This is a genomic window from Amaricoccus macauensis (genome assembly GCF_049800915.1).
GTDB lineage: Bacteria > Pseudomonadota > Alphaproteobacteria > Rhodobacterales > Rhodobacteraceae > Amaricoccus > Amaricoccus macauensis_A.
In genome coordinates, this window is the sequence record NZ_JBNAFY010000007.1 from 179,063 (window position 1) to 200,623 (window position 21,561).

At 58.0% G+C, this 21,561-nt stretch carries 25 protein-coding genes; 2 read left to right on the forward strand and 23 right to left on the reverse strand.

What is annotated here, in order from left to right:
• Position 1: 1 nt before the first annotated feature.
• Positions 2-322, forward strand: a complete 321-nt coding sequence (locus tag ACP15W_RS17460) for a hypothetical protein (protein ID WP_424934218.1) — start codon at positions 2-4, stop codon at positions 320-322.
• A gap of 27 nt (positions 323-349) precedes the next feature.
• Here the strand turns inward: ACP15W_RS17460 and ACP15W_RS17465 are convergent, their stop codons facing one another.
• The 23 genes from ACP15W_RS17465 to truA form a co-directional block, all read right to left on the reverse strand.
• Entirely contained in the window at positions 350-4,276 is a 3,927-nt protein-coding gene (locus ACP15W_RS17465; RefSeq protein ID WP_424934219.1) for a baseplate multidomain protein megatron, read from the reverse strand.
• Positions 4,276-4,764 carry a peptidase gene (locus tag ACP15W_RS17470; RefSeq protein WP_424934220.1) on the reverse strand — a complete coding sequence of 163 codons (489 nt, stop codon included), beginning with the start codon at positions 4,762-4,764 and terminating at the stop codon, positions 4,276-4,278. Before ACP15W_RS17470 ends, ACP15W_RS17465 begins: the two co-directional genes overlap by 1 nt.
• A complete protein-coding gene (locus ACP15W_RS17475) occupies positions 4,730-5,620 on the reverse strand; it encodes a DUF2163 domain-containing protein (protein WP_424934221.1) in 891 nt (296 codons plus the stop codon). The genes ACP15W_RS17470 and ACP15W_RS17475 overlap by 35 nt, the downstream gene beginning before the upstream one ends.
• Positions 5,620-6,252 (reverse strand): phage distal tail protein, Rcc01695 family, encoded by a 633-nt coding sequence (locus ACP15W_RS17480; protein ID WP_424934222.1) that lies wholly within the window; start codon positions 6,250-6,252, stop codon positions 5,620-5,622. Before ACP15W_RS17480 ends, ACP15W_RS17475 begins: the two co-directional genes overlap by 1 nt.
• 12 nt (positions 6,253-6,264) lie before the next feature.
• A complete protein-coding gene (locus tag ACP15W_RS17485) occupies positions 6,265-6,927 on the reverse strand; it encodes a phage tail tape measure protein (protein ID WP_424934223.1) in 663 nt (220 codons plus the stop codon).
• Positions 6,924-7,139 carry a rcc01693 family protein gene (locus ACP15W_RS17490; RefSeq protein WP_424934224.1) on the reverse strand — a complete coding sequence of 72 codons (216 nt, stop codon included), beginning with the start codon at positions 7,137-7,139 and terminating at the stop codon, positions 6,924-6,926. The genes ACP15W_RS17485 and ACP15W_RS17490 overlap by 4 nt, the downstream gene beginning before the upstream one ends.
• Positions 7,140-7,141: 2 nt before the next feature.
• Positions 7,142-7,465 carry a gene transfer agent family protein gene (locus ACP15W_RS17495; protein WP_424934225.1) on the reverse strand — a complete coding sequence of 108 codons (324 nt, stop codon included), beginning with the start codon at positions 7,463-7,465 and terminating at the stop codon, positions 7,142-7,144.
• Positions 7,465-7,878, reverse strand: a complete 414-nt coding sequence (locus ACP15W_RS17500; RefSeq protein ID WP_424934292.1) for a phage major tail protein, TP901-1 family — start codon at positions 7,876-7,878, stop codon at positions 7,465-7,467. The genes ACP15W_RS17495 and ACP15W_RS17500 overlap by 1 nt, the downstream gene beginning before the upstream one ends.
• A gap of 28 nt (positions 7,879-7,906) precedes the next feature.
• Entirely contained in the window at positions 7,907-8,323 is a 417-nt protein-coding gene (locus ACP15W_RS17505; protein ID WP_424934226.1) for a DUF3168 domain-containing protein, read from the reverse strand.
• On the reverse strand, positions 8,320-8,661 hold the full coding sequence (locus ACP15W_RS17510) for a head-tail adaptor protein (RefSeq protein ID WP_424934227.1): 342 nt from the start codon (positions 8,659-8,661) through the stop codon (positions 8,320-8,322). Before ACP15W_RS17510 ends, ACP15W_RS17505 begins: the two co-directional genes overlap by 4 nt.
• Positions 8,658-9,254 carry a head-tail connector protein gene (locus ACP15W_RS17515; protein WP_424934228.1) on the reverse strand — a complete coding sequence of 199 codons (597 nt, stop codon included), beginning with the start codon at positions 9,252-9,254 and terminating at the stop codon, positions 8,658-8,660. The genes ACP15W_RS17510 and ACP15W_RS17515 overlap by 4 nt, the downstream gene beginning before the upstream one ends.
• Positions 9,255-9,465: 211 nt before the next feature.
• On the reverse strand, positions 9,466-10,665 hold the full coding sequence (locus ACP15W_RS17520; RefSeq protein ID WP_424934229.1) for a phage major capsid protein: 1,200 nt from the start codon (positions 10,663-10,665) through the stop codon (positions 9,466-9,468).
• Between the two features lie 40 nt (positions 10,666-10,705).
• Complete coding sequence (locus tag ACP15W_RS17525; protein WP_424934231.1) at positions 10,706-11,266, reverse strand: HK97 family phage prohead protease; 561 nt, start codon at positions 11,264-11,266, stop codon at positions 10,706-10,708.
• 463 nt (positions 11,267-11,729) lie between these two features.
• A complete protein-coding gene (locus ACP15W_RS17530) occupies positions 11,730-11,945 on the reverse strand; it encodes a hypothetical protein (protein ID WP_424934232.1) in 216 nt (71 codons plus the stop codon).
• Between the two features lie 74 nt (positions 11,946-12,019).
• Positions 12,020-13,195: a phage portal protein gene (locus ACP15W_RS17535; protein ID WP_424934233.1), complete on the reverse strand. Its 1,176-nt coding sequence runs from the start codon at positions 13,193-13,195 to the stop codon at positions 12,020-12,022.
• 111 nt (positions 13,196-13,306) lie between these two features.
• Positions 13,307-14,623 (reverse strand): DNA-packaging protein, encoded by a 1,317-nt coding sequence (locus ACP15W_RS17540; protein ID WP_424934234.1) that lies wholly within the window; start codon positions 14,621-14,623, stop codon positions 13,307-13,309.
• Entirely contained in the window at positions 14,604-14,927 is a 324-nt protein-coding gene (locus tag ACP15W_RS17545) for a hypothetical protein (protein WP_424934235.1), read from the reverse strand. The genes ACP15W_RS17540 and ACP15W_RS17545 overlap by 20 nt, the downstream gene beginning before the upstream one ends.
• 306 nt (positions 14,928-15,233) lie before the next feature.
• Complete coding sequence (mltG, locus tag ACP15W_RS17550; RefSeq protein ID WP_424934236.1) at positions 15,234-16,238, reverse strand: endolytic transglycosylase MltG; 1,005 nt, start codon at positions 16,236-16,238, stop codon at positions 15,234-15,236.
• Positions 16,239-16,247: 9 nt separating this feature from the next.
• Positions 16,248-17,507 (reverse strand): beta-ketoacyl-ACP synthase II, encoded by a 1,260-nt coding sequence (gene fabF, locus ACP15W_RS17555; RefSeq protein WP_424934237.1) that lies wholly within the window; start codon positions 17,505-17,507, stop codon positions 16,248-16,250.
• 172 nt (positions 17,508-17,679) lie between these two features.
• Positions 17,680-17,919: an acyl carrier protein gene (locus tag ACP15W_RS17560; RefSeq protein WP_424934238.1), complete on the reverse strand. Its 240-nt coding sequence runs from the start codon at positions 17,917-17,919 to the stop codon at positions 17,680-17,682.
• Between the two features lie 230 nt (positions 17,920-18,149).
• A complete protein-coding gene (fabG, locus tag ACP15W_RS17565; RefSeq protein ID WP_424934239.1) occupies positions 18,150-18,887 on the reverse strand; it encodes a 3-oxoacyl-[acyl-carrier-protein] reductase in 738 nt (245 codons plus the stop codon).
• Complete coding sequence (fabD, locus tag ACP15W_RS17570) at positions 18,880-19,830, reverse strand: ACP S-malonyltransferase (protein WP_424934240.1); 951 nt, start codon at positions 19,828-19,830, stop codon at positions 18,880-18,882. The genes fabG and fabD overlap by 8 nt, the downstream gene beginning before the upstream one ends.
• 69 nt (positions 19,831-19,899) lie before the next feature.
• Positions 19,900-20,682, reverse strand: a complete 783-nt coding sequence (gene truA / locus ACP15W_RS17575; RefSeq protein ID WP_424934241.1) for a tRNA pseudouridine(38-40) synthase TruA — start codon at positions 20,680-20,682, stop codon at positions 19,900-19,902.
• Between the two features lie 130 nt (positions 20,683-20,812).
• On the opposite strand from truA, the gene ACP15W_RS17580 reads away from it, so the two are divergent.
• On the forward strand, positions 20,813-21,259 hold the full coding sequence (locus ACP15W_RS17580) for a GNAT family N-acetyltransferase (protein WP_424934242.1): 447 nt from the start codon (positions 20,813-20,815) through the stop codon (positions 21,257-21,259).
• The last annotated feature ends 302 nt before the right edge of the window (positions 21,260-21,561 follow it).

The window sequence follows — 21,561 nt, forward strand, 5'->3', positions numbered from 1 at the left end:
GTTGACGCTCGCCTTGACGACCGCATTCTTAGGAGCGCTTCTGATTGGCTGGACGTTACACTGGGTCTTCTCAAGGCTCAATCGCAAGGCCGGCCCACGCAGCATCAAGCAAACGGCACTTCTTGTTGAGCGTGTTCAGGATGCAGAAGAAGCACGGTTGGCTGCAGAAGCGAAGCTTCAGAGTGTTGAGCGCGACTTGAATGCGCGTATTGCCCAGATGCAAGCTGAAATTGACGCAGCACACGAGAGCCTCGAGACGGCTCGCGATGAAACCGAGCAAATTCGGGCAGCCTATCGTGATTCTTCGGTTGCTTCCTCGTGAGGAACCGATGGGAATTAGAGGCGAGTTTCAGTGCAATTCGATCTGCGCTCTAGCATAGGGCCCGGGCCCGAAACGCGCGGAAACCTGTGCGACTTCGATTGCATATACACGCGGCAGGCCATCCGCTTCCTGTTCGCTCACGGAATATGATTGGCTGCTTTGCGTGGGATTGAACTCGCGAATTACCTTTTTCCCAGCTAGGATCCGCAGATGATATATTTCACGTTCTTCCGCAAGGGGCACCTCGCTACCCATCCAACTGTCTCCATCTTTTCGCGCCCGCCTGATCCAGCGAATTTCAATGGTCCCGTCATTTAGGACTTGGACGGACAAATGGACCGGCCGATAAGGTCGCAGGCCAATGCCCCGGGAGTTCACTACCTCATGGGCATAGGCCAAGGAATCATAGGGCTTGGCAATTGATCCAATCCGATAATGTCTAGTTAGTCCAAGCATCGAACTGGAAAGATTAAGTTGTTTTACGGCACTATCGAGCAAGACGAAACTAGAACCTGCTGGCAGTGTCTCACCTGACACCCCATCAGTCCCAGCTTGGCCCCGCAAAATATTCTGCAAGAGGTAGATCCCGGTAGTCCGCAGTTCAGGGTCGAGTTCGGCATCTCTGAACTGGATAACTTCCCAATCATCCGCCCCTGGCGCTCGGATTGCCGCGATGTTAGCTCCATTCAGAACGTCCAGCGAAGAATGCCGCTCCAATGTTCCAGACGTAAGCTTGACGCGGAACGACAGAGGAGACCAACGACCACAACTGCCCGCGGACAAATCGTCGAGCGTGACACCGATCGTGCCTGCACGCGGAAGTTTTTGATTTAGCGTATAGTCGTAGTCGTTATTCGAGTCATAGACTGCAACCGTGCCGGCCCAGGGCCGCCGCGTTGCTGCAACATGCGGAGCGTGGGGGATTTCATCTCCCGAAAGGAGAGGAAGATCGAGGAACTCAACATGAGCCGGCGTTGCCGATTCTGTTGCGCGAAACCCTCTAGCGGTCGAAAAACTCGACGTTCGCGCATAGACGGTATGATCCACCCGTGTAGCGGAAACCGGTCGATGGAACATTTCCTCTATTCGGTCGATGCGATAGTGCTCTATCATTCCATCGCAATGAAGGCGGACTATGTCGCCCGCAGTCAAATCCAGCGCCGAGGGTGGAAGGGCAAATTCGACAGTGTCTCTCCCAACCTGCCCCTCAGACATCCAGCGCTCAACCACCCACTGCGCCTCCCCGTCCGAAAGAACAACTGGCATGCTGGTTAGAGACGTATTTGCCTCCGCTGCCTCATTCGATACGGATACCGCAGCACCGACAGCGTAATCATTGTCGTGCCGAACAAAGTTGAACGCAACCCGACCAGGAACCTCTGCGTCAGGAGACCGGGTTTGAACGAGAACCTGCTCCATTTTTTGCGCAACGAACCTATCCTTGTTCAGATCGCGCGCAATCTCTCCTCCCCTGCTTTTGAACGCGATCGCAACTCCTTCCGCGGCGGAATCGATGGCATAGGTCAACATCAGAGGTTGGAGGCTCTGCCGCGCGCCTTCAATCTTCTGGATTGAGTAGCCCGTAATGGCCCCATAGAGTCTGGATAGCTCAAGGTCGCTTTGGCAAGTTCGTCCACAGATTTCCGAGACGACCTCCGACATCATACAAAGTGATGTCCGGCCATTGAGCCAATGACCAAGTTCGTAATTTATCCCATCGACCCATGTATCTAGACGACCGGGAAAATCCGGCCATGGGCGCGCATCCCAAGCCCAGACGAAAGCATTGGAGAGGTCGACCATTCTACCATCGTAGGCGTCCGATTTGGGATTCGACGTATCATCACCCCAGTAGGAATAGGTCGCTTGCAGGTATCGCGCCTGAATATACTCGTCCTGCGCACCGTTCGAGAAATAGGGAAGTGCGCTCTCAGACGATTTTGGATCGTAGAATACATTTGGCTGATTGGTGCCCTTGTCCACAGCGGGGCATCCCAATTCAGTGAACCAGATGGGCTTCGAGCACGGGACCCAACTTGTCTTAGTGGCAGACCGCTTACCAGCGATGCGATTAAAATGGGGTTGTGACCACCAGTTTCGAATATCCTTGTACCTGTATATCCAATGCTCGCCATGAGCGGCGTCCTCAATGGGAACCCTGGTTTGTGCTTCGCGGGCTTCAGAACTCGGATAATACCAATCGTAGCCTTCGCCGCCTGAGACATTCTGCTTAAGGTACTCGAGACTATAGATCGAACCATTGCCTGCATCGAGATGGCCTGCTCCATCCCGCCAGTCCGAGAGCGGCATATAGTTGTCTATACCCACAAAATCGATGACATCATCTGCCCAGAGCGGATCAAGATGAAAAATGACATCTCCTGAACCGTCAGCCGGTTGATGGCCGAAATATTCAGACCAATCGGCGGCATAGCCAATTTTGACCTTGGGTCCTAGAATACTGCGGACATCCTTGGCCAAAGCACGCAATTCCTGGACAGCAGGGTAGCTTTCCACTCCATCCCGGATCTGGGTCAGGCCGCGAAGCTCGGAGCCGATACAGAACGAGTCGACTCCACCTGCCAGAGCGCAGAGGTGGGCGTAATGCAGAATAAAGCGGCGATAGGTCCAACCGTCTTTGCCCAGGTACACCGGCAGACCGTCAGAGACGGTAAAATCCTGGGCACGTGCCTCACCAAAGAAAGACGCAACCTCCATGCCGGCAGCCGGTGTCTTGTCTGGCGACGAGGGCATGCCTGGGGCCGATGAAAGAGTGATGCGGCCACGCCAGGGAATGAGAGGCTGATCCGGAAGCCCTGTCCACGGATCGGGCAGTTCATTATCCTGGAGTATGTCCATCAGAATGAATGGATAGAACATCACCCTGAAACCGTTGGCCTGCAGGTAGTTGATGGATTGCAGAATACTGCGATCTGATGGTGTGCCCCCGAATACGGGTCGTTCTTCAATCTGACCGACTACATGGGCGTCGGAACGCGATTGACCAGCGACAACCCACGGATGCTGCTCGCCATCCTCCTGTTTCTGCTCAACAGCAGGCTTCAGTTCACATTCGTTACAACGAAGATCGTTTCCGAACCACGTGACGACAAGTGATACAGCTTCTGCATTTGGCAACTCGTCAGAGAGTTGTTCGATCGAAGCCTGAAGATCCGGAACCCCGCGGTCGTTGTGAACATTCGTAAGCGTGGATTCGCCTTTGCCACGGACATATTTCACCGGCTCGGTGGCGAGTGTGTATTCGCCGGTTCCGGGGATGAGCGCAACGCCTCGCACGTCTTTTGCATGATGACGTCCGGCTTTTGCTTCATCTGCGTCGGTTCGACGGTATACCTCGAAATTGAATTGGGGAATCCGATTGCCAAATTGTGTCAAAGGCAAATTTTCGAAGACTACATAGGCCGTTCCTCGATAGGCCGGAGCCGAATCTTGACCTTCGATGGCCGCTATGAGGGGATCAGGAAGCTGATCTTCACCTCCTTTGTGTGTTCTGATGACCAGGTCCGATTGATCAAGAATTTGGCCGTCTACCCAGATCCGCCCAATCCTAAGGATTTCTCCTTCGCACACTCCCAATGCTATACTGATCGAGTAGCTATATTCCCGAACTGTCCCCCCTCCACCTTTGCCACCGACGTCTTCCTCGTTGACCGCCTCCATGAAGCGGCTCGACCAGATGAGATGTCCTGCCAGTCGGACACGCCCGTATGCTCTCGGAAGGACAGCGCCTTCGCTTGCTCCCATCATGCGGAACTGTTCGACATGACCAGTTTCCACAGTCGCCGACCCTTGCCCAAGTACAGCTTGATCGATGGAGTTGCCTAGAACGGCGCCAGCTGCCTTTCCCAAAGCCATCGCAGAAATGCCGGCCAGTGAGCCGCCAAGGGATCCACCAAAAGCTGCACCCGCTGCAGAGAGAACAAGCGTAGCCATCAATTTCTCCTATCGGGAAAACGAAAAACCGCTGCGATCTTTCGCGACCAAGCCGGGGTGAGAGGAGATTCCACGACTCCATGACCCGAATAGGCATGTATGAGCGTCCTATAGCCGTGTTCTGATCTCGCCAGAAAACCCGCATGTTTGGCGACACCACCGTCACGCATTCTGAGAATCGCAATGTCACCGGGACAAGCCTCAGTGGTACAAACCGGTATGAGATGCCGGTGCGCAGCTTGCAAAAAGTCCTCGGTTCCATCGGTCTCGGACCAGTCCGGCGTATATGGAGGCACAAGCTGCGGTTCAGGGCCGATCAGTTCGCGCCAGACTCCTCTGATCAATCCAAGGCAATCTGCACCAGCGCCTTTGCAACTCGACTGATGCCTGTAGGGGGTGCCAATCCACTCGCGCGCATGTCGGATAACACGCGCACTTTCATCGGTATCGGGTTCACCCCAAACTTGATCCATCATGGACGTCTCCATCCTTTGGATAGGCCGTAACCCAATCTTCGCCGGGCAAGTGGGGAAATCCGCGAAAATTGAGGAAGTTCGAAAATTTGTGTCGACACATTTCGGCAGATTTGTCGCATCCAGCCTTCAAACGAACGCGATCGCCAACAGATGGACTCGAAGGCAAGGCTTGCCAAAGCTCGATCTCTCTTCTGCCGTCTTCCAGAATGCGGTCGGCGCGAACGGATCGTGCAAGGCCGGAATTTTCACCGGAAATCCAGGAGACCGATCCATGGCAAAACCACTCCGCCGCAAAGCCCGAGATGTCCGTGAAGGCTAATCGCGTGCTATCATTCACCACCGCGATTTCTCCCTCAAAGGTGTAGCCGGGAACCGTGAGGTCGAACTTGCACTTCTCATCGCCCAGAATACGATCACAAGTTCGGGTCATCGTGCGTCCGACCGGGCTGTTTAGTGCCTCTGCGGCGCCCCGAAGCTCCACTTCGAACTGCCCGTCTGCCCGTCGTATTTCTCCCAGCGTGCCATTGAAGAGCAGAACTCGCTGTACGGGATCTTTCCAGTTTACAAGCCAGTGAAAAATTGCGGCATTGTCGAAACGCCCTGCACGAATATCGCTCTCGCTGATCTTGTCGGCGGAGAGAGCACCTTGGGCTTGGCAACTATCGACGCTCAAACCAGTAGAGCTTTGGAGCGCACTCGCGTTGAGCCCGCTTCCGGCTTCGAACTGTAGCCCATCAAACGAGAGATCAACATCGTGATCGGTGAAGCCAAGAACCACACCGTCTCTCCGCTCGATCTTCCAGCAACGACATAGCGTCGTGGCGCCACTGTCCAGATGGGCCCTCAGTTCTGGCGGAATATCACGCATCAGAGACGCACCTCGACAACAGGAATGGACGGGATCTCTCCTGCAGCAAAATTGGTAACGCTTGTCGTAATCCGATCGGTATCGAAACGCACGGGCACATCAAACTCGAAACCGGCCGTCACCGGCATCCCCGTTTCGGGTGCAACCTCGAAAGTAATCGTTCCGGAAAGCGCATCGACGGTGTAATGAGATCCGTGAACAAGCAAATCACCACCGACCGCAACCCGAACCGAATTGGCCACTGGCTTGGCAATCGGCCTCGTGTACGAGTTGACGCCGGAGGCATAACCCTTGGATAGCTGAAAGTCCTTTCTTACTCCATCACCACGACCGAGTTCCTGGTCAAATGGGCCAGGTTTCGACGATGGCAGGCAGGACTTGAAATCGGCCCAGTCTTTCCACCTGAAACCATAAAGCTGGCCGCAACGGGCTTCGAAGAATGCAACGACTTCCGAAAGATCATCTAGGGATCGGACACCCAGCCCCGCATCATATCGCCGCCTTGAATGGGCCCAAGGCGAATTGCGTTCTTCAAACCCGTTGTTCAAAGTGACGATCTCGGTCTTTCTTTCCGGCCCACCGCTAGAGCCAAGGGAAAGGGTTTCGGGAAATCTCACTTCATGGAAATTCATATCTCATCCCTATCAGAGGTTCCGGCGTCCGCGTTGCAGAGCCCGGCTCATATCGGCAGCGATCTGGCTACGCGATTTTTGAAAGCTCTCCAGATCCGTCGTGGCGATATTCATCGTCAGGTTGACCGCTCCTGATCCTCCGCCCCGCACCCCCAACGTGCCGTCCGCGCCCCGCGTAAGAGGCATAATCGCTTCTGGACCGGCCTCACCCATCAGACCGGTTCCGCCACGCATTGGAAACGAGGTAGGCCCGTTAACAATTCCGCCTTTGGCGAAGGCTGCAACCCGCCCGCCGGAGAACGCTGCTCCATCAGCGAAGGGAAGTATTCCGGAGAGAATAGACGACAGGCCGCCGCCAAGCTTGGAACCGACAGCTTGCTGCACGGGACTTATTGCCTGGCGCAAGGTTGAACTAGCAAGGTTGCTTCCCAGAGACTTGAGGGCGTCCGACAAACGCTCCCCATCAAAGATCACACCTTCGAAAGCTGACTTGATCGACGAGGAGACGGTCTTGGACATCCCGCTCGCCTCCTGACCAGTCTGCTCGAAACTGGACCTAACACCCTGCAACTCCTTGCGGAAAGCACCGGCAACACTTTCCAATCCACCGAAACTATCCTCGAGTCCCGAAAACTGGCCTTCGAGCCTGTCGAACTCGGAGTCGAAATCCGTCATTTCTGATCCAATTCCATCTGTTTGCGTGCCGCATCGTCCGGAAACCGCCTCGCAAGATCGAGAAACCTATCGCGATCAAGCGGTGCGGTCTGTTCGCTGACTCCGGCGAGTAGCATCAGTTCAACCGGAGTAAGCGACCAGAACGCGTCGGGTTGGAGCCTCAGCAAACCCAACCCAAGCCTCATGAGTTGTGGCCAAGCGATCTGTTCCATCCTCAGGTATGGTCGCCGGGCATAGTGAAGGTGATCTTGAGAAGCTTTGCCGCCGCACGTGCCGCAGCAAGTGGTCCACCACCAATCTGACAGCCGAGCAACTCGGCTTCAGTAATTTTGAACCCCCCACCATTCAGCCCGGCAACGAGAAGGCAGACCAAATCTCTGACCCGAAAGGCTCCTGTTTCGAAACGGGATATCATTTCAAAAAGGGATTCACTTTCCAGTCGCTGCTCAAGCTCGGCAAGAGCGCCAAGTGTCAACCGCATCCGGCGGAATTCTCCGTTGACCTCTAGTTCGACTTCACCGCGATACGGGTTCACCATCAGATCGCCTCGAAGTTCAAGACACCCGCGGAGGCCAGAGCAAGCTCGTATGTCGCCTCTCCATTGTATTCACCTGCATATTCGATGCTGGTAATCTGGAATGGCCCCTGGATGACACCGAAGTCGGGAATGATGATCTGAAGGGCTGGCACATCGCCGGCGAAAAAAACGCCCCGGATGAGCTCATCTGTCGCCTCGTCGCGGAAAATACCGGAACCACTGATTGACGCGCTACGGACACCGGCACCCGCCAGCAATTCACGCCATCGCCCTTCGCTGCCGATATGGGTAGCATCGACCGTTTCGGCATTGAATGTAATGCGTGTGGCCCTCAATCCCGCAACGGTCTCAAATTCCCCGCCGCCAGCCGCATCGATCTTGATAAGAAGGTCCCTGCCCCTTTGAGCCACCATAGAATTTTTCCTTTTGAATGAATTCGAATCAGACCACATCGATTACGGCGCGAAAGCGTAACGTGATCGTTCGCTTGACCGGCGAGCGCCCTCGCTGCGCCTTGGCTCTGAGGAAACGAATGTCCACTATCTGGCCACCGGAGAACTGCGCACGAGCGCCCAGGAGGCAATCGCAAACGGATGCGGCGATGCGCTTTGCGCTCTCAAAACCGTTTCGTCCCGAGTAAACCTTCACGTCGAAATCATGATACGTACCTGAACTGGTGGTCGTATCGAAGGGTCTCGCCGTCTCTTCACCAATTGTCACGTATGAGTGATCGATCGCTGAAGAATGCTGCAATGGCTCGTCATAGATTGCAGATCCCACAATCAACGCAAGTTCCGCGTTTTCGGAAAGTCGGCGGAAAACTTCTGCCTGCAGTTGTGCGGCGTGATCGTAGCTCACAATTGCACTCCTTCCTCGGCGTAGATCTCGAGGTATCGGCCTCGAGGGTCGACCTCCGCCACGCTGAGAATCTCGAAGATTCGACCGCCATCGCGAAATCTTTGGGAAGGAATTGGCCTGGACTTCGCACCGACAGGAGCGGCGCGAACTACAATCCTGTACGGTATGCGGGAGCGAGTTCTTGCCCCCTCGACCGTTTCACGACCTTTGCGTGCTTCAACTTGCGCCCAGAGGCGTCCAACCTCGGTCCAGCTCATGGCGAACCCGCCAGTTCCATCCTCGTGCGGTCTCGGCTCTTCCAGGATCAGGTTTCGACTGAGAGTGACCGGACTGATCACGAATTTCCCCCGAGCTTGAAAGAACGATAGGACTCGATGAGTACCAGCACGCCGAATGGCATTGTCTCACGGGCCACTGATGCCTCGTAGCGAGTCTCGTAGTAGTACGCCGCTAGAAGAAAAACCGCCTGTTGAAGGTCTCTTGGGACACTATCCCAAGTGTCACCGTGACCAGCAGTGAACCGGATTTCCGCATGACCGGACCGGGGAATCGAGGGCAGCGCTCCTCCGTCCAAGCCAATCAGCCGAGGCCTGCGTGCATCCTTGAGGAGGTGGCATTTTGCAGGATCGACGATTTCTTCTCGACCGTCAGCAGCAATCAGAACAATCTCATCGACGGACTCCACCGGCCCAACTGGGAGCCCTTGGCTCGTTTCCTGTTTCCACCGCGTGACCGTCCAGGAAAACTGGCGGGACAGAAGTGCATAGCCCAAACGCGCTTCGATCGCCGAGATGGCTGCGCGAAGATAAAGATCGAGGACGGCATCCTCTGACCCGTCATCCTCAAAACCGGTCCCAAGCCTGAGATGCTGCGCAAATGCCCGCACGGGTATGGCGTCGGACGCCAGTGTGCCCACTTCAGTCAGTATCATGTATTCACTCCTAGAGACCGGGGGCTCCGCCAAGTTTGGCGGTCTGCCCTGGATCCGCCGGCGATGCGCCTGGTCGGCCCTTCATGCGAGTGGATGCACACCCCCGCGCCGCCCGAACGGAAGGGAGCAGCAACTGGATTGCGCGGGGGTGTGCCAAGCCCTCCCCTTCAACGGGGAGAACCATTGCGAAGCCTGAGCGCCCCTCTGGGCCTTAGCTCACGGCAAACTTGAGAAGCTTGATGGCGGAGAAGTCACTTACATCACCGCCGACCCGCTTTGTCGCGTAGAAGAGGACATGCGGCTTCGCCGAGAAAGGGTCCCGAAGAATACGCAAGTCGGGACGCTCCGCAACGGTATAGCCCGCGCGAAAATCACCGAAGGCAATAGCGAAGGACTCAGTTGAGATATCCGGCATGTCCTCGGCAATCAGGACAGGATAGCCCATGAGTCGCGCGGGTTCCGCTGCAGCCAATCCATCCGACCACAGGAACCGACCATCCGCATCCTTCATCTTGCGCACCGCGCCCGCCGTCTTGGAATTCATGACAAAGGTCGCGTTCGCTCGGTAGCGGGCACCCAGTGAATAGACCAGGTCAACAATAGCATCCGCCGGCTCGTTGGGGTTGAAGTCGCCATCCGCACCGGTCGGGACGTAACCGAGAACTCCCCAGGACCATAGATCGTTGTCGACGGCAGGATAGGTCAGGAAACCAGTCGGCTTCTCGTTTCCGTCGCCGGAGATGAAGGCCTGAGCCTCTGCTCTGCTGAACTTGTCAGCGATACGCTGTGCCAACCAGCCCTCCACATCGAAGGCGCTGTCATCGAGAAGGCGCTGAGACGCGCGCGGCAGAGCGGAAAGTTCATGGAGCGGAATCGAAATCCGTTCGACCTGAGGCGTATCGGTTTCACCGGCCGGGTCGGTCTCGGTTGCCCAGCCCGCGCCTGCATCCGTATGATCGACGAGGACATCGAAGGCCGTCGCTTCGACGCTCACGACATTCGCGACCGAACGAATTGACGACGAGCCGCGCAGAACACCGATGATCTCGGCAGCCGTCTGCGGATCGACAAGGTAGCCACCATCTGCAGCGACATGCGTTGAAAGCGCCTTGCCCTCGAAGCACAGGCCACGAAGACCATCGTCGTCGCCAGTCCGGAGATAGGCGGCAAACGCCTTTTGGTGCGGCGTTTCGCTCTCACCAGCATGTGCGAGGGGGGGACGGGACATCGCAATGGACTTTCGATCAAGCATGGCCAAACGGTTTTCCTGCTCGTTGAGTTGGGATTTGATTTCGGATTGAAACAATTTGAAATCCTCGAGGAAGCCCGCGACTGCACTCTTCATCTCGACATGCGGATTCTGACCCAGCGCAGCGCTATCGGCCCGGGATTTACTCTCAGGTTTGTTCATCAGTGAAATTCCTCGGTGACTGATGGTTTTGTCGGCCACCTCAGGCCAACATCGCTCTGGCCTCACGAAAAGATTCGGCCAGCGCCTGCGCCAGGTCATCTTCCTCTTGGGAAGTTTCCGCCTGCACCCGCGCCTCAGGGAGCATTGGAAAAGTCACCAGAGAGACTTCCCAAAGCTCGATCTCGTGCAACGTCCTGCCGCCCCCGGCCGACTTTTCGCTTCTTACGGTTCGATAACCGATGGAAAGGCCGTCGATCGCGCCGGCCTTGAGAAGGGCGTGAGCTTCCCGCGCAGCCTGGACCTCAAGCAGAAGACGTCCTTTGACGAACAACCCCTTGCCATCTTCGCGAACTTCGTCCCAGATACCAATCGGTTGCGACGGGTCATGCTGCCACAGCATCTTCACGCGCCGTCCGGCGCTCTTGAGTCGCGTTAGCGATGCTCCGTAGGCCCCTTCGCTCACCGTATCTCCGCCCTCATCGCGGGCTCCAAAAAGACTGGCGTAACCGGCAATCAGGGCGCCATCCTTAAGCGAGAGCTCGCTGTCAAACTGACGGAACTTTGTTTCGAGCGAAGACGGATTTCCGAAGGGGCTGATCATTCTATAACCTCGAATAAGTTGCTTTCGGTCCGAACGACCCGCCGCACGTGGCCTTCGACCTCGAGTTCCCATGCAATGCTCAGGATATAGGTCCCTACCGCGAGAGGCGGGCAGTCGCCTTCCCGCGATGCTCTCAGCCAATCCCCCAAATTCGAAATTTCAGGGAGATCGGTAGCGTAGAGTATGTCGCTGTTGCCCGTCCGCCTGCAGAATACGAAGAGGCCGTACTCGCCCCCGCGGCGAAGGGTCAGGATCCAGTTGACCGAAAATGGCCTCCGAACCGTACGATCCAGGCGCACAATAGGAAGGCCCCCCGTTTCAACCGAGCCGACTTTCAGGGAGTGCACTTCGAACCAGTGACTGGTCGGGACGGTCTGACGAACCAGTTGCACTGCGATCGGGTAGAGCCATGTTGCAACTATCACGCCGATCACGATGCCAAAAAGGGGAAAGCGCCACCCCTTCATTTGCCCATGCCCGATACAACCTCGACCATCACGCCCTTGAACGCCATCCAGCCAGCGGCGACGACAGCAGCCCAACTCGCAACCGTCTTGATCGACGACAGAAGCCAGACCCGGCGTTTGCGCTCCTCGAGAAGCAAGTCGATCCCTGCGAGCTTCTCCTTAACCTTTTCAGGTGGTCCCAACGCGCGGATGATCTGGAGGTACTCGCGCATTTCCCGATCCGCAGAGGGATCGAACGGCTCGTAGAGAAACCTCGAGCCGCCTCCGCGCGGTCCGTTTTCCGACATCATCCATCCTTAAGTTTCGGAAGGCCCAGCAGTTGCCGCTTTTCCGCATCTGTCAGGAATTCGGCATTACCAATACGCCCCCAAAGGTTCTCCCTCTCCTCGGCCAAGGCAGGAACGTTGTCGAAGTCCACCTTGATTTCGAATGGCTCCGCGTAATAGCGGCGAAACCAGCCCGAAACCGCAGCGAAGGTCTTTGAAACGAGCGGCAGAACAGTCAACCGATAGAATGCCCTGTGGGCCTCCTGGTAGTTCGCGTAGGTATTGTCGCCGGGAAGTCCCAGCAGCATGGGTGGCACACCGAACGCCAGTGCAATATCGCGTGCGGCGGCCGCTTTAGTGTTGTGAAACTCCATGTCCGAGGGCGAGAAACCCATCTGTTTCCAGTCAAGCCCGCCTTCGAGAAGCATCGGGCGCCCTGCATTGTGCGCCCCCTGGTGATAGCTCTCGAGTTCCTCGGTCAGTCGCGCGTATTGGTCCGCCGCCATGGAGCCCTGACCATCTGGCCCCTTGTAGACAATGGCACCGGAAGGCCGGGCGGCGTTGTCGAGAAGGGCTTTTGACCAAGTGCTTGCAGCATTGTGGACGTCGATCGCGCTGGCCGCTGAATGCAGTGGCGACAAGCCATAGTAATCGTCCTGCGGATGAAAGCTGCGCACATGCAGGATGGGTGGCCGGTCCTGTCGCATGTCAAACACATGCTTTTTCGCGCCCACGACATACTCGTAGGCAACTGGCCACCCATCGTCCCCGGGAACGATGCGCATTCGATCGGAACGGAGGGCATATAACTCAAGCGGTCCCCTCGAGGCGTCCACGCCAGCCGCCTCGAGATAGCCATCACCAGAAAGCAGCAGATGGCCGAAAAAGCTCTCCATGAGTGCCGGCCCCGATTGCCCCGAATTGGGAGTATTGAGAAGCTGCAGGCAGGGGTGCGTGTCATAGCGCCGGTCATCGTCCTGCACGACGATAGGGACAGCCGATCCGGCCTCGGCAATGAGCTTCACGCACCTGAAGGCAACCGGATTGCGAAGGAACCCAACCCTCGTCAGCGTTGGGTTATCCCTAGGTGACCAGGCCGGTCGCCCGGCCCCGTGAAAGGCAACAACTGGCGCCGCTGCAGATGCCTTGGCTTCGTCGACCTTTGGTTTGGACGAGCGGAAGAATTGCAAGACCATCGGTTGCTTGCTCCTGAATTGCGAGGCTGACGAAGAGGGAGTGTCCGACATGCACCTCACGACATGGTGCCGAAACGGACACCCACGTGTGATTGCAAAGTGCGTGCCGTCCTAGAGCCGGCGGATGCGAGGTGTCTTATGCGCGAAGGCAGGGTCGATCATGAGATCAGTAAGAGCCCAGACCAGGGCATCGACCCGGTCCGGGCTTCCACGACCCTTGTACCCGGCAAGGGTCATTGCCGACATTTGATCCTCCAGCTCTGGAAATTGCTCGCGGTGCCTGACACGCCGCTGCTCATAAAGAGCTGCGATCGGCTCGGCGCGCGCCGATTTCCCTTGGCTCGCACGGACAGCACGGAACGCGACCGTCGCATCGACCTGTCGGATGAGCGTGGAGACGAGATCACCTCCCTGGTTCACCTCGGCAATCAACCTGTCCGCACGATATCTATGAAAGAGCTCAACGGCTCGACAGGCCCAGGCTTGTGGGCTGGCACCGCCAATGCTTCCGTCGAGGATCACTTCCGCCCTCCAGTCCTGCGGAGCACCACGCCGAGCCACTCCGGCGACGACGATCCCGCATTCATCGGAGTTCGGTCCGCTTGACACAGGTGGATCGACCGCAATCACGATCCGGTCGAGTTCTGTCTCCTGCAGTTTCTTTGCTTGGTCGAGCAATTCGGAAGGCCAGAGCGCGCCGGAATGATCAAGAAGCAATTGGCCTTCAAGCTCCTGCCGGCCAAGGCGGCTGTTTCCGTATTTGCGCGTGACTGTATCCAAAAAACTGGCCGCCAGATGCATCCGGTTTGCCGATGTCGGCGCATGGGTTGTCACTGTCGACGGTTCTTCGAGCAGATCCCTAAGAAGAGGGTTGTTGCGTGGGGTCGTCGTCACGATCTGCCGCGGCCACTTTCCGAGTCTCAGCCCGAATTGCAGCATATCCCAAGCCTCGTGCGACTTGCGCCACTTGGCAAGTTCATCGCACCACGCGCAATCGAACTGGGGTCCACGCAGCGATTCTGGATCGCTTGCCGAGAAAATCTGTGCGGTCGCACCGTTGGGCCAGCTAAGTTGCTTTCTTCCTGCATTCCATTCGGGACGGCGATCCGGCGGAGAACACTTAAGTATCCCGGATTCACCAAAGATCATCACTTCCCGAGCCTGATCGAGCGTTTCGCCGACGAGTGCGACCCGGGAGCATGCCCCCGGGTCCTCAGGTCTTACGCCTTCAACCTGTTGTCGGATCCATTCGGATCCGGCCCGGGTCTTTCCGGCTCCCCTGCCTCCTAGAACGATCCAGGTTGTCCAATCGCCGGCTGGCGGCAACTGGTGCCCCGCAAGCGCCCAATGCTCGAAGAGCCAGGGGAGCGAGAGGATCGCGTTAGGAGACAGGGAGTTCAGAAACGCCTCAACTTTGTCGGGTGGCATTCCAGACAGAAAGTCTCGAAGAGATCTCCGCTCGGGCGCTGTCGAGGTCCAAGTCCTCGACACCCCTCTGCTTTCCATTGGGCGCTTGCTCTGCAAGGCATTCCTCGAGATTCATGACTGTCTGAAGCGCTTTGAAGTGCGCAAGCATCGTCTCGACGGAATACCGGTTTCCGTTATCGTCGAGCCCGTTCGATTGAAGGACCGTGATCCGTCGCCTCAAGGCGTTGGAGAGGTCACGATACATTTTGAGCGTTTCGGAGAGCGTTTCCGCTTCCGTAACTCCATTTGGTGCTGAAATTTTCATGAGATGATTGCCCCGGCTGCTCCGCCCGGGCCGAAAATGAAAAAGCAAGGACGCTTTCGCTCCCTGCTAGCCCAATTCTTCCAGCTTGACTCAGCTTATACATCGGAGCGCTCGCAGAGTCAACAGCCAAAATGAGTAAACCCAAGTCTGGAAACGACGACCCCAAGCAGACTTGGGGATAAACAAAATATTAACGACAGCGAATACATCAACAGAATGTTAAGGCACTACACTGATGCTTCTCAACTCCCAAATTCTACTGGAAGCCGGAAAAATGCCAGTGATGTCACACTCGTGGTAGCGTGCCTATTCACCTGTACTTTGCTCTCGCGCTCGTTCCGCCTCAATCCGGCGCCAAACGGCGACATTCGCGTTATGCTCCGCAAGCGTCCTCGCGAACGCATGACCGCCAGTGCCATCGGCCACGAAATAGATATAGTCTGTCGATGCCGGATGAGCCGAAGCTTCGATGGCTTCCTTGCCCGGGTTCGCGATAGGCGTGGGTGGCAACCCCGGAATGACGTAGGTATTGTACTCGGTCGGTGCCGCCAACTCGCTCCGCCGCAGTCCCCGCCCCAGACTGCCCTCACCCCTCGTAATTCCGTAGATTACCGTCGGGTCGGTTTGAAGGCGCATTCCCAGGTTGAGCCGGTTCACGAAGACGCTGGCCACTTGGTCGCGCTCCTCGGAAACGCCTGTCTCGCGCTCGACAATTGAGGCGAGGATGAGTAGCTCGCGCGGCGTCTGAAGGGGCAGGCCATCGGCGCGGCCGGCCCACGCCTTAGCGAGTATCTCGTCCTGCAGCGCCTGCATCCGCTCGATAAGCTCTTGTCGATCGTCGCCCTTCTGGAAGTCGTAGCCTGCCGGTGCGAGCGAGCCCTCGGGCGGAATTTGCGTGATCTCACCCGTTAGTTCTTCGCGAGCCTTCAGCATTTCCACGACCTGCCAACTGGTCCAGCCCTCCGGAACCACGATCTGGCGAATCACATTGCCGCCTCGATTGAGCTGCTGGAGAATTTCCTCCATTGAAGCACCGGCCTCGAACTCGTATTCCCCGAACCGAAGGCCGCCGTCGAGCTTGTTGTAACGGGCCGCGACCCGAAACATTGAGGCACTCTCGATCGCGCCGGCTTCTTCGAGCCTGTCCGTCACCCGTGAGAATGTCTCCCCGGAAGCCACCTCGAATCGCAAAGGTTCGGACAGCGGTCCGGGATCCCGGTAGATGGTCTTTGCCCAGGTCACCAAGCCAAAGACGGCAACGAGAGCAACGACGATCAGGGTCAGGGCATTGGCCGCGACATGGCGCATCATGTGATCGGATCAATCCGGTTTGCGCAAAACGAGCGAGGCATTGGTGCCACCGAAGCCGAAAGAATTCGACAGTGCCACATCTATCTTCCGGTGAACGGCCTTGTTCGCAGCCAAATCGATCGGGGTCTCGACCGATGGATTCTCGAGATTGATCGTCGGCGGCGCAACCTGATCTCGCAAGGCCAAAACACAGAAGATCGCCTCAACGGCACCCGCTGCCCCGAGCAGATGCCCGATCGAAGATTTGGTGGAGGACATCGTCACCTGCCCGGCCGCGTCACCAAGCACCCGCTCAGCTGCGGCCAGCTCGATCGTGTCTGCCATTGTCGAAGTGCCGTGTGCGTTCACGTAGTCGATGTCGGAAGGCTTGAGCCCCGCGCTCGCAATGGCTGCGCGCATCGAGCGCTCTGCACCATTGCCGTCCTCCGACGGGGCAGTGATGTGATACGCGTCACCTGAAAGCCCGTATCCGATGACTTCGGCATAAATCTTGGCGCCGCGCGCCTTAGCGTGCTCGTATTCCTCGAGCACAAGCACACCCGCGCCTTCGCCCATCACGAAGCCGTCACGATCCTTGTCGTAAGGCCGGCTCGCTCGCTTTGGGTCATCATTGTAGGATGTCGAAAGCGCCTTGCAGGCCGCGAACCCCGCGATACCAAGTTCGCAAATCGCGGCTTCGGCGCCGCCGGCGACCATGACATCGGCATCGCCATAGCCGATGAGCCGTGCGCCGTCGCCGATTGCGTGAGCGCCGGTCGAACAGGCGGTTACGACCGAATGATTCGGCCCTTTGAAGCCATATTTGATCGAAACCTGGCCGGAGCAGAGATTGATGAGGCTTCCCGGGATGAAGAACGGCGAGACACGTCTCGGCCCCTTCTCCTTCAGAATGAGAGTCGTCTCCGCAATCGTCGTCAGCCCGCCGATTCCCGAGCCGATGATAACCCCGGTGCGCTCACGCTCTTTCTCGCCCTCGGGCTTCCAACCGGCATCCGTCACGGCCTGCTCAGCAGCAGCCAAAGCATAAAGAATGAACGGGTCGATTTTCCGCCGTTCCTTGGCGGCAACCCACTCGTCCGGGTTGAACGTACCGTCCTGCCCGTCTCCCAACGGGATCTCACACGCAATATGGCAAGCCAGATGGCTGGCGTCGAACTTCTGAATCTTACCGGCGCCGGACTGACCTTCCAGTAGCCGGCTCCAAGTCTCCTCGACTCCACTCGCAAGCGGAGAGACCATTCCAAGACCAGTTATGACGACGCGCCGCATGTGAATTCCGTTAGCCCTTGCTCAAGTCCAACCCCTGTACCCCAAAAGGCAATTGCCCGACAAGCCTGCATGCAAAAGACCGCCCACAGACTCCTTCGAACCACTCTCAGGAACCGGACAAAAAACGGCGCCCCAGAAGGGCGCCGGATACAGAATCGGTCTGATCTAAGGATCAGGACTCTGCATTCTCCGAGATGAACTTGACCGCGTCGCCGTAGGTCTGAATCGTCTCGGCGGCATCATCCGGAATTTCGATACCGAACTCTTCTTCGAACGCCATCACCAGCTCGACCGTATCGAGGCTGTCTGCGCCCAGATCGTCGATGAACGACGCACCTTCGGTGACCTTCTCCTCGTCAACGGAGAGGTGGTCCACAACGATCTTTTTTACGCGCTCTGCGATATCGCTCATAACTTGTCTTCCTCTTTTGCCTGCTATCCGGCCAAGCTCTACAGTTTTCGTTCTGTATCGACGGCCCGGCGTGCCCGAAAAGGCGATCCCACATTGTTCCGGACGACTCCGCTCCGCAGATCTCTTGTCGCTACGGGAAGGCCGCCCCCCTTCAACTCGCGCGGCCTATATCACAACCAATGCCAGTGGCAAATGCTAATGCAAAGGGGCCCCCGTAGCTTATCCAAGGCTCAGATCATCGCCATTCCACCGTTCACATGCAATGTCTGACCGGTAATATAAGCTGCTTCTTCAGAGGCCAGGTAAGCAACCGCCGCGCCGATTTCATCCGCCGAGCCCATTCGGCCGGCAGGAATCTTTTCCAATGTCTTCGCTTTCTGGTCGTCCGTCAGGGCCTCGGTCATGGCGGTCGTGATAAAACCGGGTGCCACACAGTTCACGGTAATGCCGCGTCCAGCGACCTCGGCGGCGATCGATTTGGACATGCCGATGATCCCCGCTTTCGTCGCAGCGTAGTTCGCCTGCCCCGGATTACCCGTCACGCCGACGACGGACGAGATGTTGATGATACGACCCCAGCGCGCCTTCATCATGCCACGCATCACACTGCGTGAAAGCCGCATCGCGCTCGTCAAGTTCACGGCCAGAACGGCGTCCCAGTCCGCATCCGACATCCGCATGAAGAGCTGATCCCGAGTGATTCCGGCATTGTTCACGAGAACCTCGAGCCCGCCGATCGCTTCCGTCGCCAATTTGGGTAAGGATGCGACGGCCTCCGCATCGCTGAGATTGCAAGGGACGGCCACGGCGCCCTCCCCGAGTTCGGAAGCAAGAGCCTCGAGCGGCTCGACCCGGGTCCCCGATAAGGCAACTTTCGCGCCCTGAGCGTGCAGGGCCCTTGCTATCGCACCGCCGATTCCACCGGATGCACCGGTTATCAACGCGTGTTTTCCAGCCAGATCAAACATTTGCGCCCCCAATCTTTTCAACGAATCCCGCGACATCGGCGGGCTTTCCGACAGCCGCAACATCTGCCTGCCGCGAAATCCGGCGAATCATTCCCGAAAGTGCCTTGCCGGCGCCGACCTCGACGAACTGCTCCACCCCGTTGTCGGACATCCAGGCCACGCTCTCGCGCCAGCGGACCCGTCCTGTGATCTGCTCCACCAGCAACAGCCGGATCACATCCGGATCGGTGACGGCCTCGGCCCTAACGTTCGCCACCAACGGAACGCTGGGCGAGTTGATCTGAATCCCGGAAAGAGCTTCCGCCATAGCATTAGCCGCAGGCTGCATCAGCGCACAATGGAATGGCGCGCTCACCGGCAGGAGCATTGCGCGTTTCGCGCCACGCTCCTTGGCAAGGGCAGCAGCACGTTCGACCGCCGATCTCGCGCCCGAAATCACCACCTGCCCCGGGTCATTGTCATTCGCCGCCTGGCAGACCTCCCCTTCGGCTGCATCCGCCGCGACCCCTTCGACTGCGGCCAGATCTAGCCCCAGAACGGCCGCCATCGCGCCTTCACCCACCGGCACGGCCTGTTGCATGGCCTGCCCGCGAAGGCGCAGCATCCGGGCGGTATCTGCAAGCCCCATCGCGCCTGTCGCGCATAGCGCCGAATACTCGCCAAGCGAATGCCCAGCCACGTAGGCGGCGGTGGATACCGGCACACCCTCGGCCTCGAGCGCCTTCATGGCCGCCATAGAGGTCGCCATGAGAGCCGGCTGGGCGTTCTGCGTGAGCGTGAGTTCCTCTGCCTCACCTTCCCAGATCAGGGCGGAAAGCTTTTCGCCCAGCGCCTCGTCCACTTCCTCGAACACGGCACGGGCAACGGGATAAGAATCGGCAAGTTCTTTGCCCATTCCAATGACCTGCGCACCCTGGCCGGGGAACACGAAAGCTCGTTTCATCCCGAACGTCTCCCTTTTGGTGCCGTCCTCACTAGCCGGTGATGTCGGCCCACGTCCAGCCCTTTAGGGTCAGGCATTCCCAGCTATGCCGAAAGGGTCCTCGGGATATCCGACGCTGACGAGGGACAAACCATCGGGCGGACACACAGGGCCGCAGGCCGCGCGGTTGCGGGCTTCCAGCGCTTCGGCCACGCGCGCGGGAGGCCAGGCCCCGGCCCCGACGCGCTCCAGGGTGCCGACGATGCTGCGCACCTGGTTGTGGAGAAACGACCGCGCCTCAAGCCGGAACCGGAACGCCTGACCGGCGGGATAGGGCACTTCGTCAATCTCTATAATATCAAGTGTTTTCAGTGGACTATCCGCCTGACACATGGTCGAACGAAAGGTCGTGAAATCATGCCGGCCGACAAGATGCCTGGCCCCCGCCCGCATGGCCTCCAGGTCCAGCGGACGGTTCACGCGCCAGGCAAAACCGGCATCGCGCACCAGCGGCGCACGTCTGGAAACGATACAGAAACGGTATTCCCGAAGTATGGCCGAAAATCGGGCGTGAAATTCATCCGACACTTCCGCCGCGGCCACCACGGCTACCGGATGCGGCCGCAAATGCGCGTTGAGCGCCTCGCGCAACCGTTCGGGATCCCACACCCTAGCCATGTCAAGATGTGCGACCTGACCATCGGCATGAACGCCGGCATCCGTCCGGCCAGCCCCGTTGACGGCGGGCCCAGACGGATCGAGACGCGCCGCTGCCGCCTCTAAAGCTCCCTGAACGCTCGGATGGTCCGCCTGGCGCTGCCAGCCGGAAAAGGGCCGGCCGTCATATTCGATTTTCAGTGCATATCTCGGCATGTCGCGGCCCTACCCCGCAATGACGCCATTGCCAAGACCCCGTCGCGAGGATCACGGCCGCACCTGCCGCGGCATTGCCCCGCCCCCGCAGAAGCGGCACCTTGCAGGTCACGAAACCGAAGGAGTGCGCATGATCCGTCAAGCCAGCCTCAGTGATGTTCCCAACTTACGGAACTGCGCCGAACGCGCATTCGCCCGCTACGTTCCGCTGATCGGGCGCAGACCGGCCCCGATGGATGCGGATTTCACCGCACAGATCGCGAGGGGCCAGGTTCACGTCTCCGTCGCGGCGCAAGGCGCCTTCCAAGGATATGTGGTCTTCTTTCCAATCGGCGGGCACATGCACCTGGAAAGCGTCGCGGTGCTCCCGGAAGCTGCCGGCAAAGGTGTGGGAAGATCGCTCATCGCATTCTGCGAGGAATGCGCACGCGCACAGGGCATCGGGGCCGTTCACGTTTACACGAACGAAAAAATGGAGGGAAACCTGACCCTCTACCCTCGGCTTGGCTACACCGAAGCAGAGCGCCGCGAGGAAGATGGCTTTCACCGGGTCTACTTCGAGAAGCATCTCGGATAGCCTGCTGTACCCCTGCCCTCTGAGGCGGATTTCACATGCAGATTTCCGCCACCAATCGCATTTGGTGTATCTGCCCTGTTGATATACCCTTTACGCGAAGAACCGTCTCCGCTATCCCGTCGCTGGAATGGTTAACGTTCGACCCGGCCTTCCAGAGCCACGGACTGACCCGGCACGCAAGCTCATCTGCTAGCCGCCACCCCCTTGCAGAAACTGACACAGGAATGCCCCGGTAAAGCCACCGGACAGCATCGGCAAGCAGCTGCGTTCCTTTTTGGGGTGCTTAGGCAGCGTGTATCCGG

Excerpts from the sequence above, each read along its gene's own strand:
- ACP15W_RS17465 (WP_424934219.1), bottom strand. The coding sequence starts at position 4,276 with ATGGCTACGCTTGTTCTCTCTGCAGCGGGTGCAGCTTTTGGTGGATCC.
- ACP15W_RS17470 (WP_424934220.1), bottom strand. The coding sequence starts at position 4,764 with ATGGAGACGTCCATGATGGATCAAGTTTGGGGTGAACCCGATACCGAT.
- ACP15W_RS17475 (WP_424934221.1), bottom strand. The coding sequence starts at position 5,620 with ATGCGTGATATTCCGCCAGAACTGAGGGCCCATCTGGACAGTGGCGCC.
- ACP15W_RS17480 (WP_424934222.1), bottom strand. The coding sequence starts at position 6,252 with ATGAATTTCCATGAAGTGAGATTTCCCGAAACCCTTTCCCTTGGCTCT.
- ACP15W_RS17485 (WP_424934223.1), bottom strand. The coding sequence starts at position 6,927 with ATGACGGATTTCGACTCCGAGTTCGACAGGCTCGAAGGCCAGTTTTCG.
- ACP15W_RS17490 (WP_424934224.1), bottom strand. The coding sequence starts at position 7,139 with ATGGAACAGATCGCTTGGCCACAACTCATGAGGCTTGGGTTGGGTTTG.
- ACP15W_RS17495 (WP_424934225.1), bottom strand. The coding sequence starts at position 7,465 with ATGGTGAACCCGTATCGCGGTGAAGTCGAACTAGAGGTCAACGGAGAA.
- ACP15W_RS17500 (WP_424934292.1), bottom strand. The coding sequence starts at position 7,878 with ATGGTGGCTCAAAGGGGCAGGGACCTTCTTATCAAGATCGATGCGGCT.
- ACP15W_RS17515 (WP_424934228.1), bottom strand. The coding sequence starts at position 9,254 with ATGATACTGACTGAAGTGGGCACACTGGCGTCCGACGCCATACCCGTG.
- ACP15W_RS17520 (WP_424934229.1), bottom strand. The coding sequence starts at position 10,665 with ATGAACAAACCTGAGAGTAAATCCCGGGCCGATAGCGCTGCGCTGGGT.
- ACP15W_RS17525 (WP_424934231.1), bottom strand. The coding sequence starts at position 11,266 with ATGATCAGCCCCTTCGGAAATCCGTCTTCGCTCGAAACAAAGTTCCGT.
- ACP15W_RS17530 (WP_424934232.1), bottom strand. The coding sequence starts at position 11,945 with ATGCGCGAGTACCTCCAGATCATCCGCGCGTTGGGACCACCTGAAAAG.
- ACP15W_RS17535 (WP_424934233.1), bottom strand. The coding sequence starts at position 13,195 with ATGGTCTTGCAATTCTTCCGCTCGTCCAAACCAAAGGTCGACGAAGCC.
- ACP15W_RS17540 (WP_424934234.1), bottom strand. The coding sequence starts at position 14,623 with ATGCCACCCGACAAAGTTGAGGCGTTTCTGAACTCCCTGTCTCCTAAC.
- ACP15W_RS17545 (WP_424934235.1), bottom strand. The coding sequence starts at position 14,927 with ATGAAAATTTCAGCACCAAATGGAGTTACGGAAGCGGAAACGCTCTCC.
- mltG (WP_424934236.1), bottom strand. The coding sequence starts at position 16,238 with ATGATGCGCCATGTCGCGGCCAATGCCCTGACCCTGATCGTCGTTGCT.
- fabF (WP_424934237.1), bottom strand. The coding sequence starts at position 17,507 with ATGCGGCGCGTCGTCATAACTGGTCTTGGAATGGTCTCTCCGCTTGCG.
- ACP15W_RS17560 (WP_424934238.1), bottom strand. The coding sequence starts at position 17,919 with ATGAGCGATATCGCAGAGCGCGTAAAAAAGATCGTTGTGGACCACCTC.
- fabG (WP_424934239.1), bottom strand. The coding sequence starts at position 18,887 with ATGTTTGATCTGGCTGGAAAACACGCGTTGATAACCGGTGCATCCGGT.
- fabD (WP_424934240.1), bottom strand. The coding sequence starts at position 19,830 with ATGAAACGAGCTTTCGTGTTCCCCGGCCAGGGTGCGCAGGTCATTGGA.
- truA (WP_424934241.1), bottom strand. The coding sequence starts at position 20,682 with ATGCCGAGATATGCACTGAAAATCGAATATGACGGCCGGCCCTTTTCC.
- ACP15W_RS17580 (WP_424934242.1), top strand. The coding sequence starts at position 20,813 with ATGATCCGTCAAGCCAGCCTCAGTGATGTTCCCAACTTACGGAACTGC.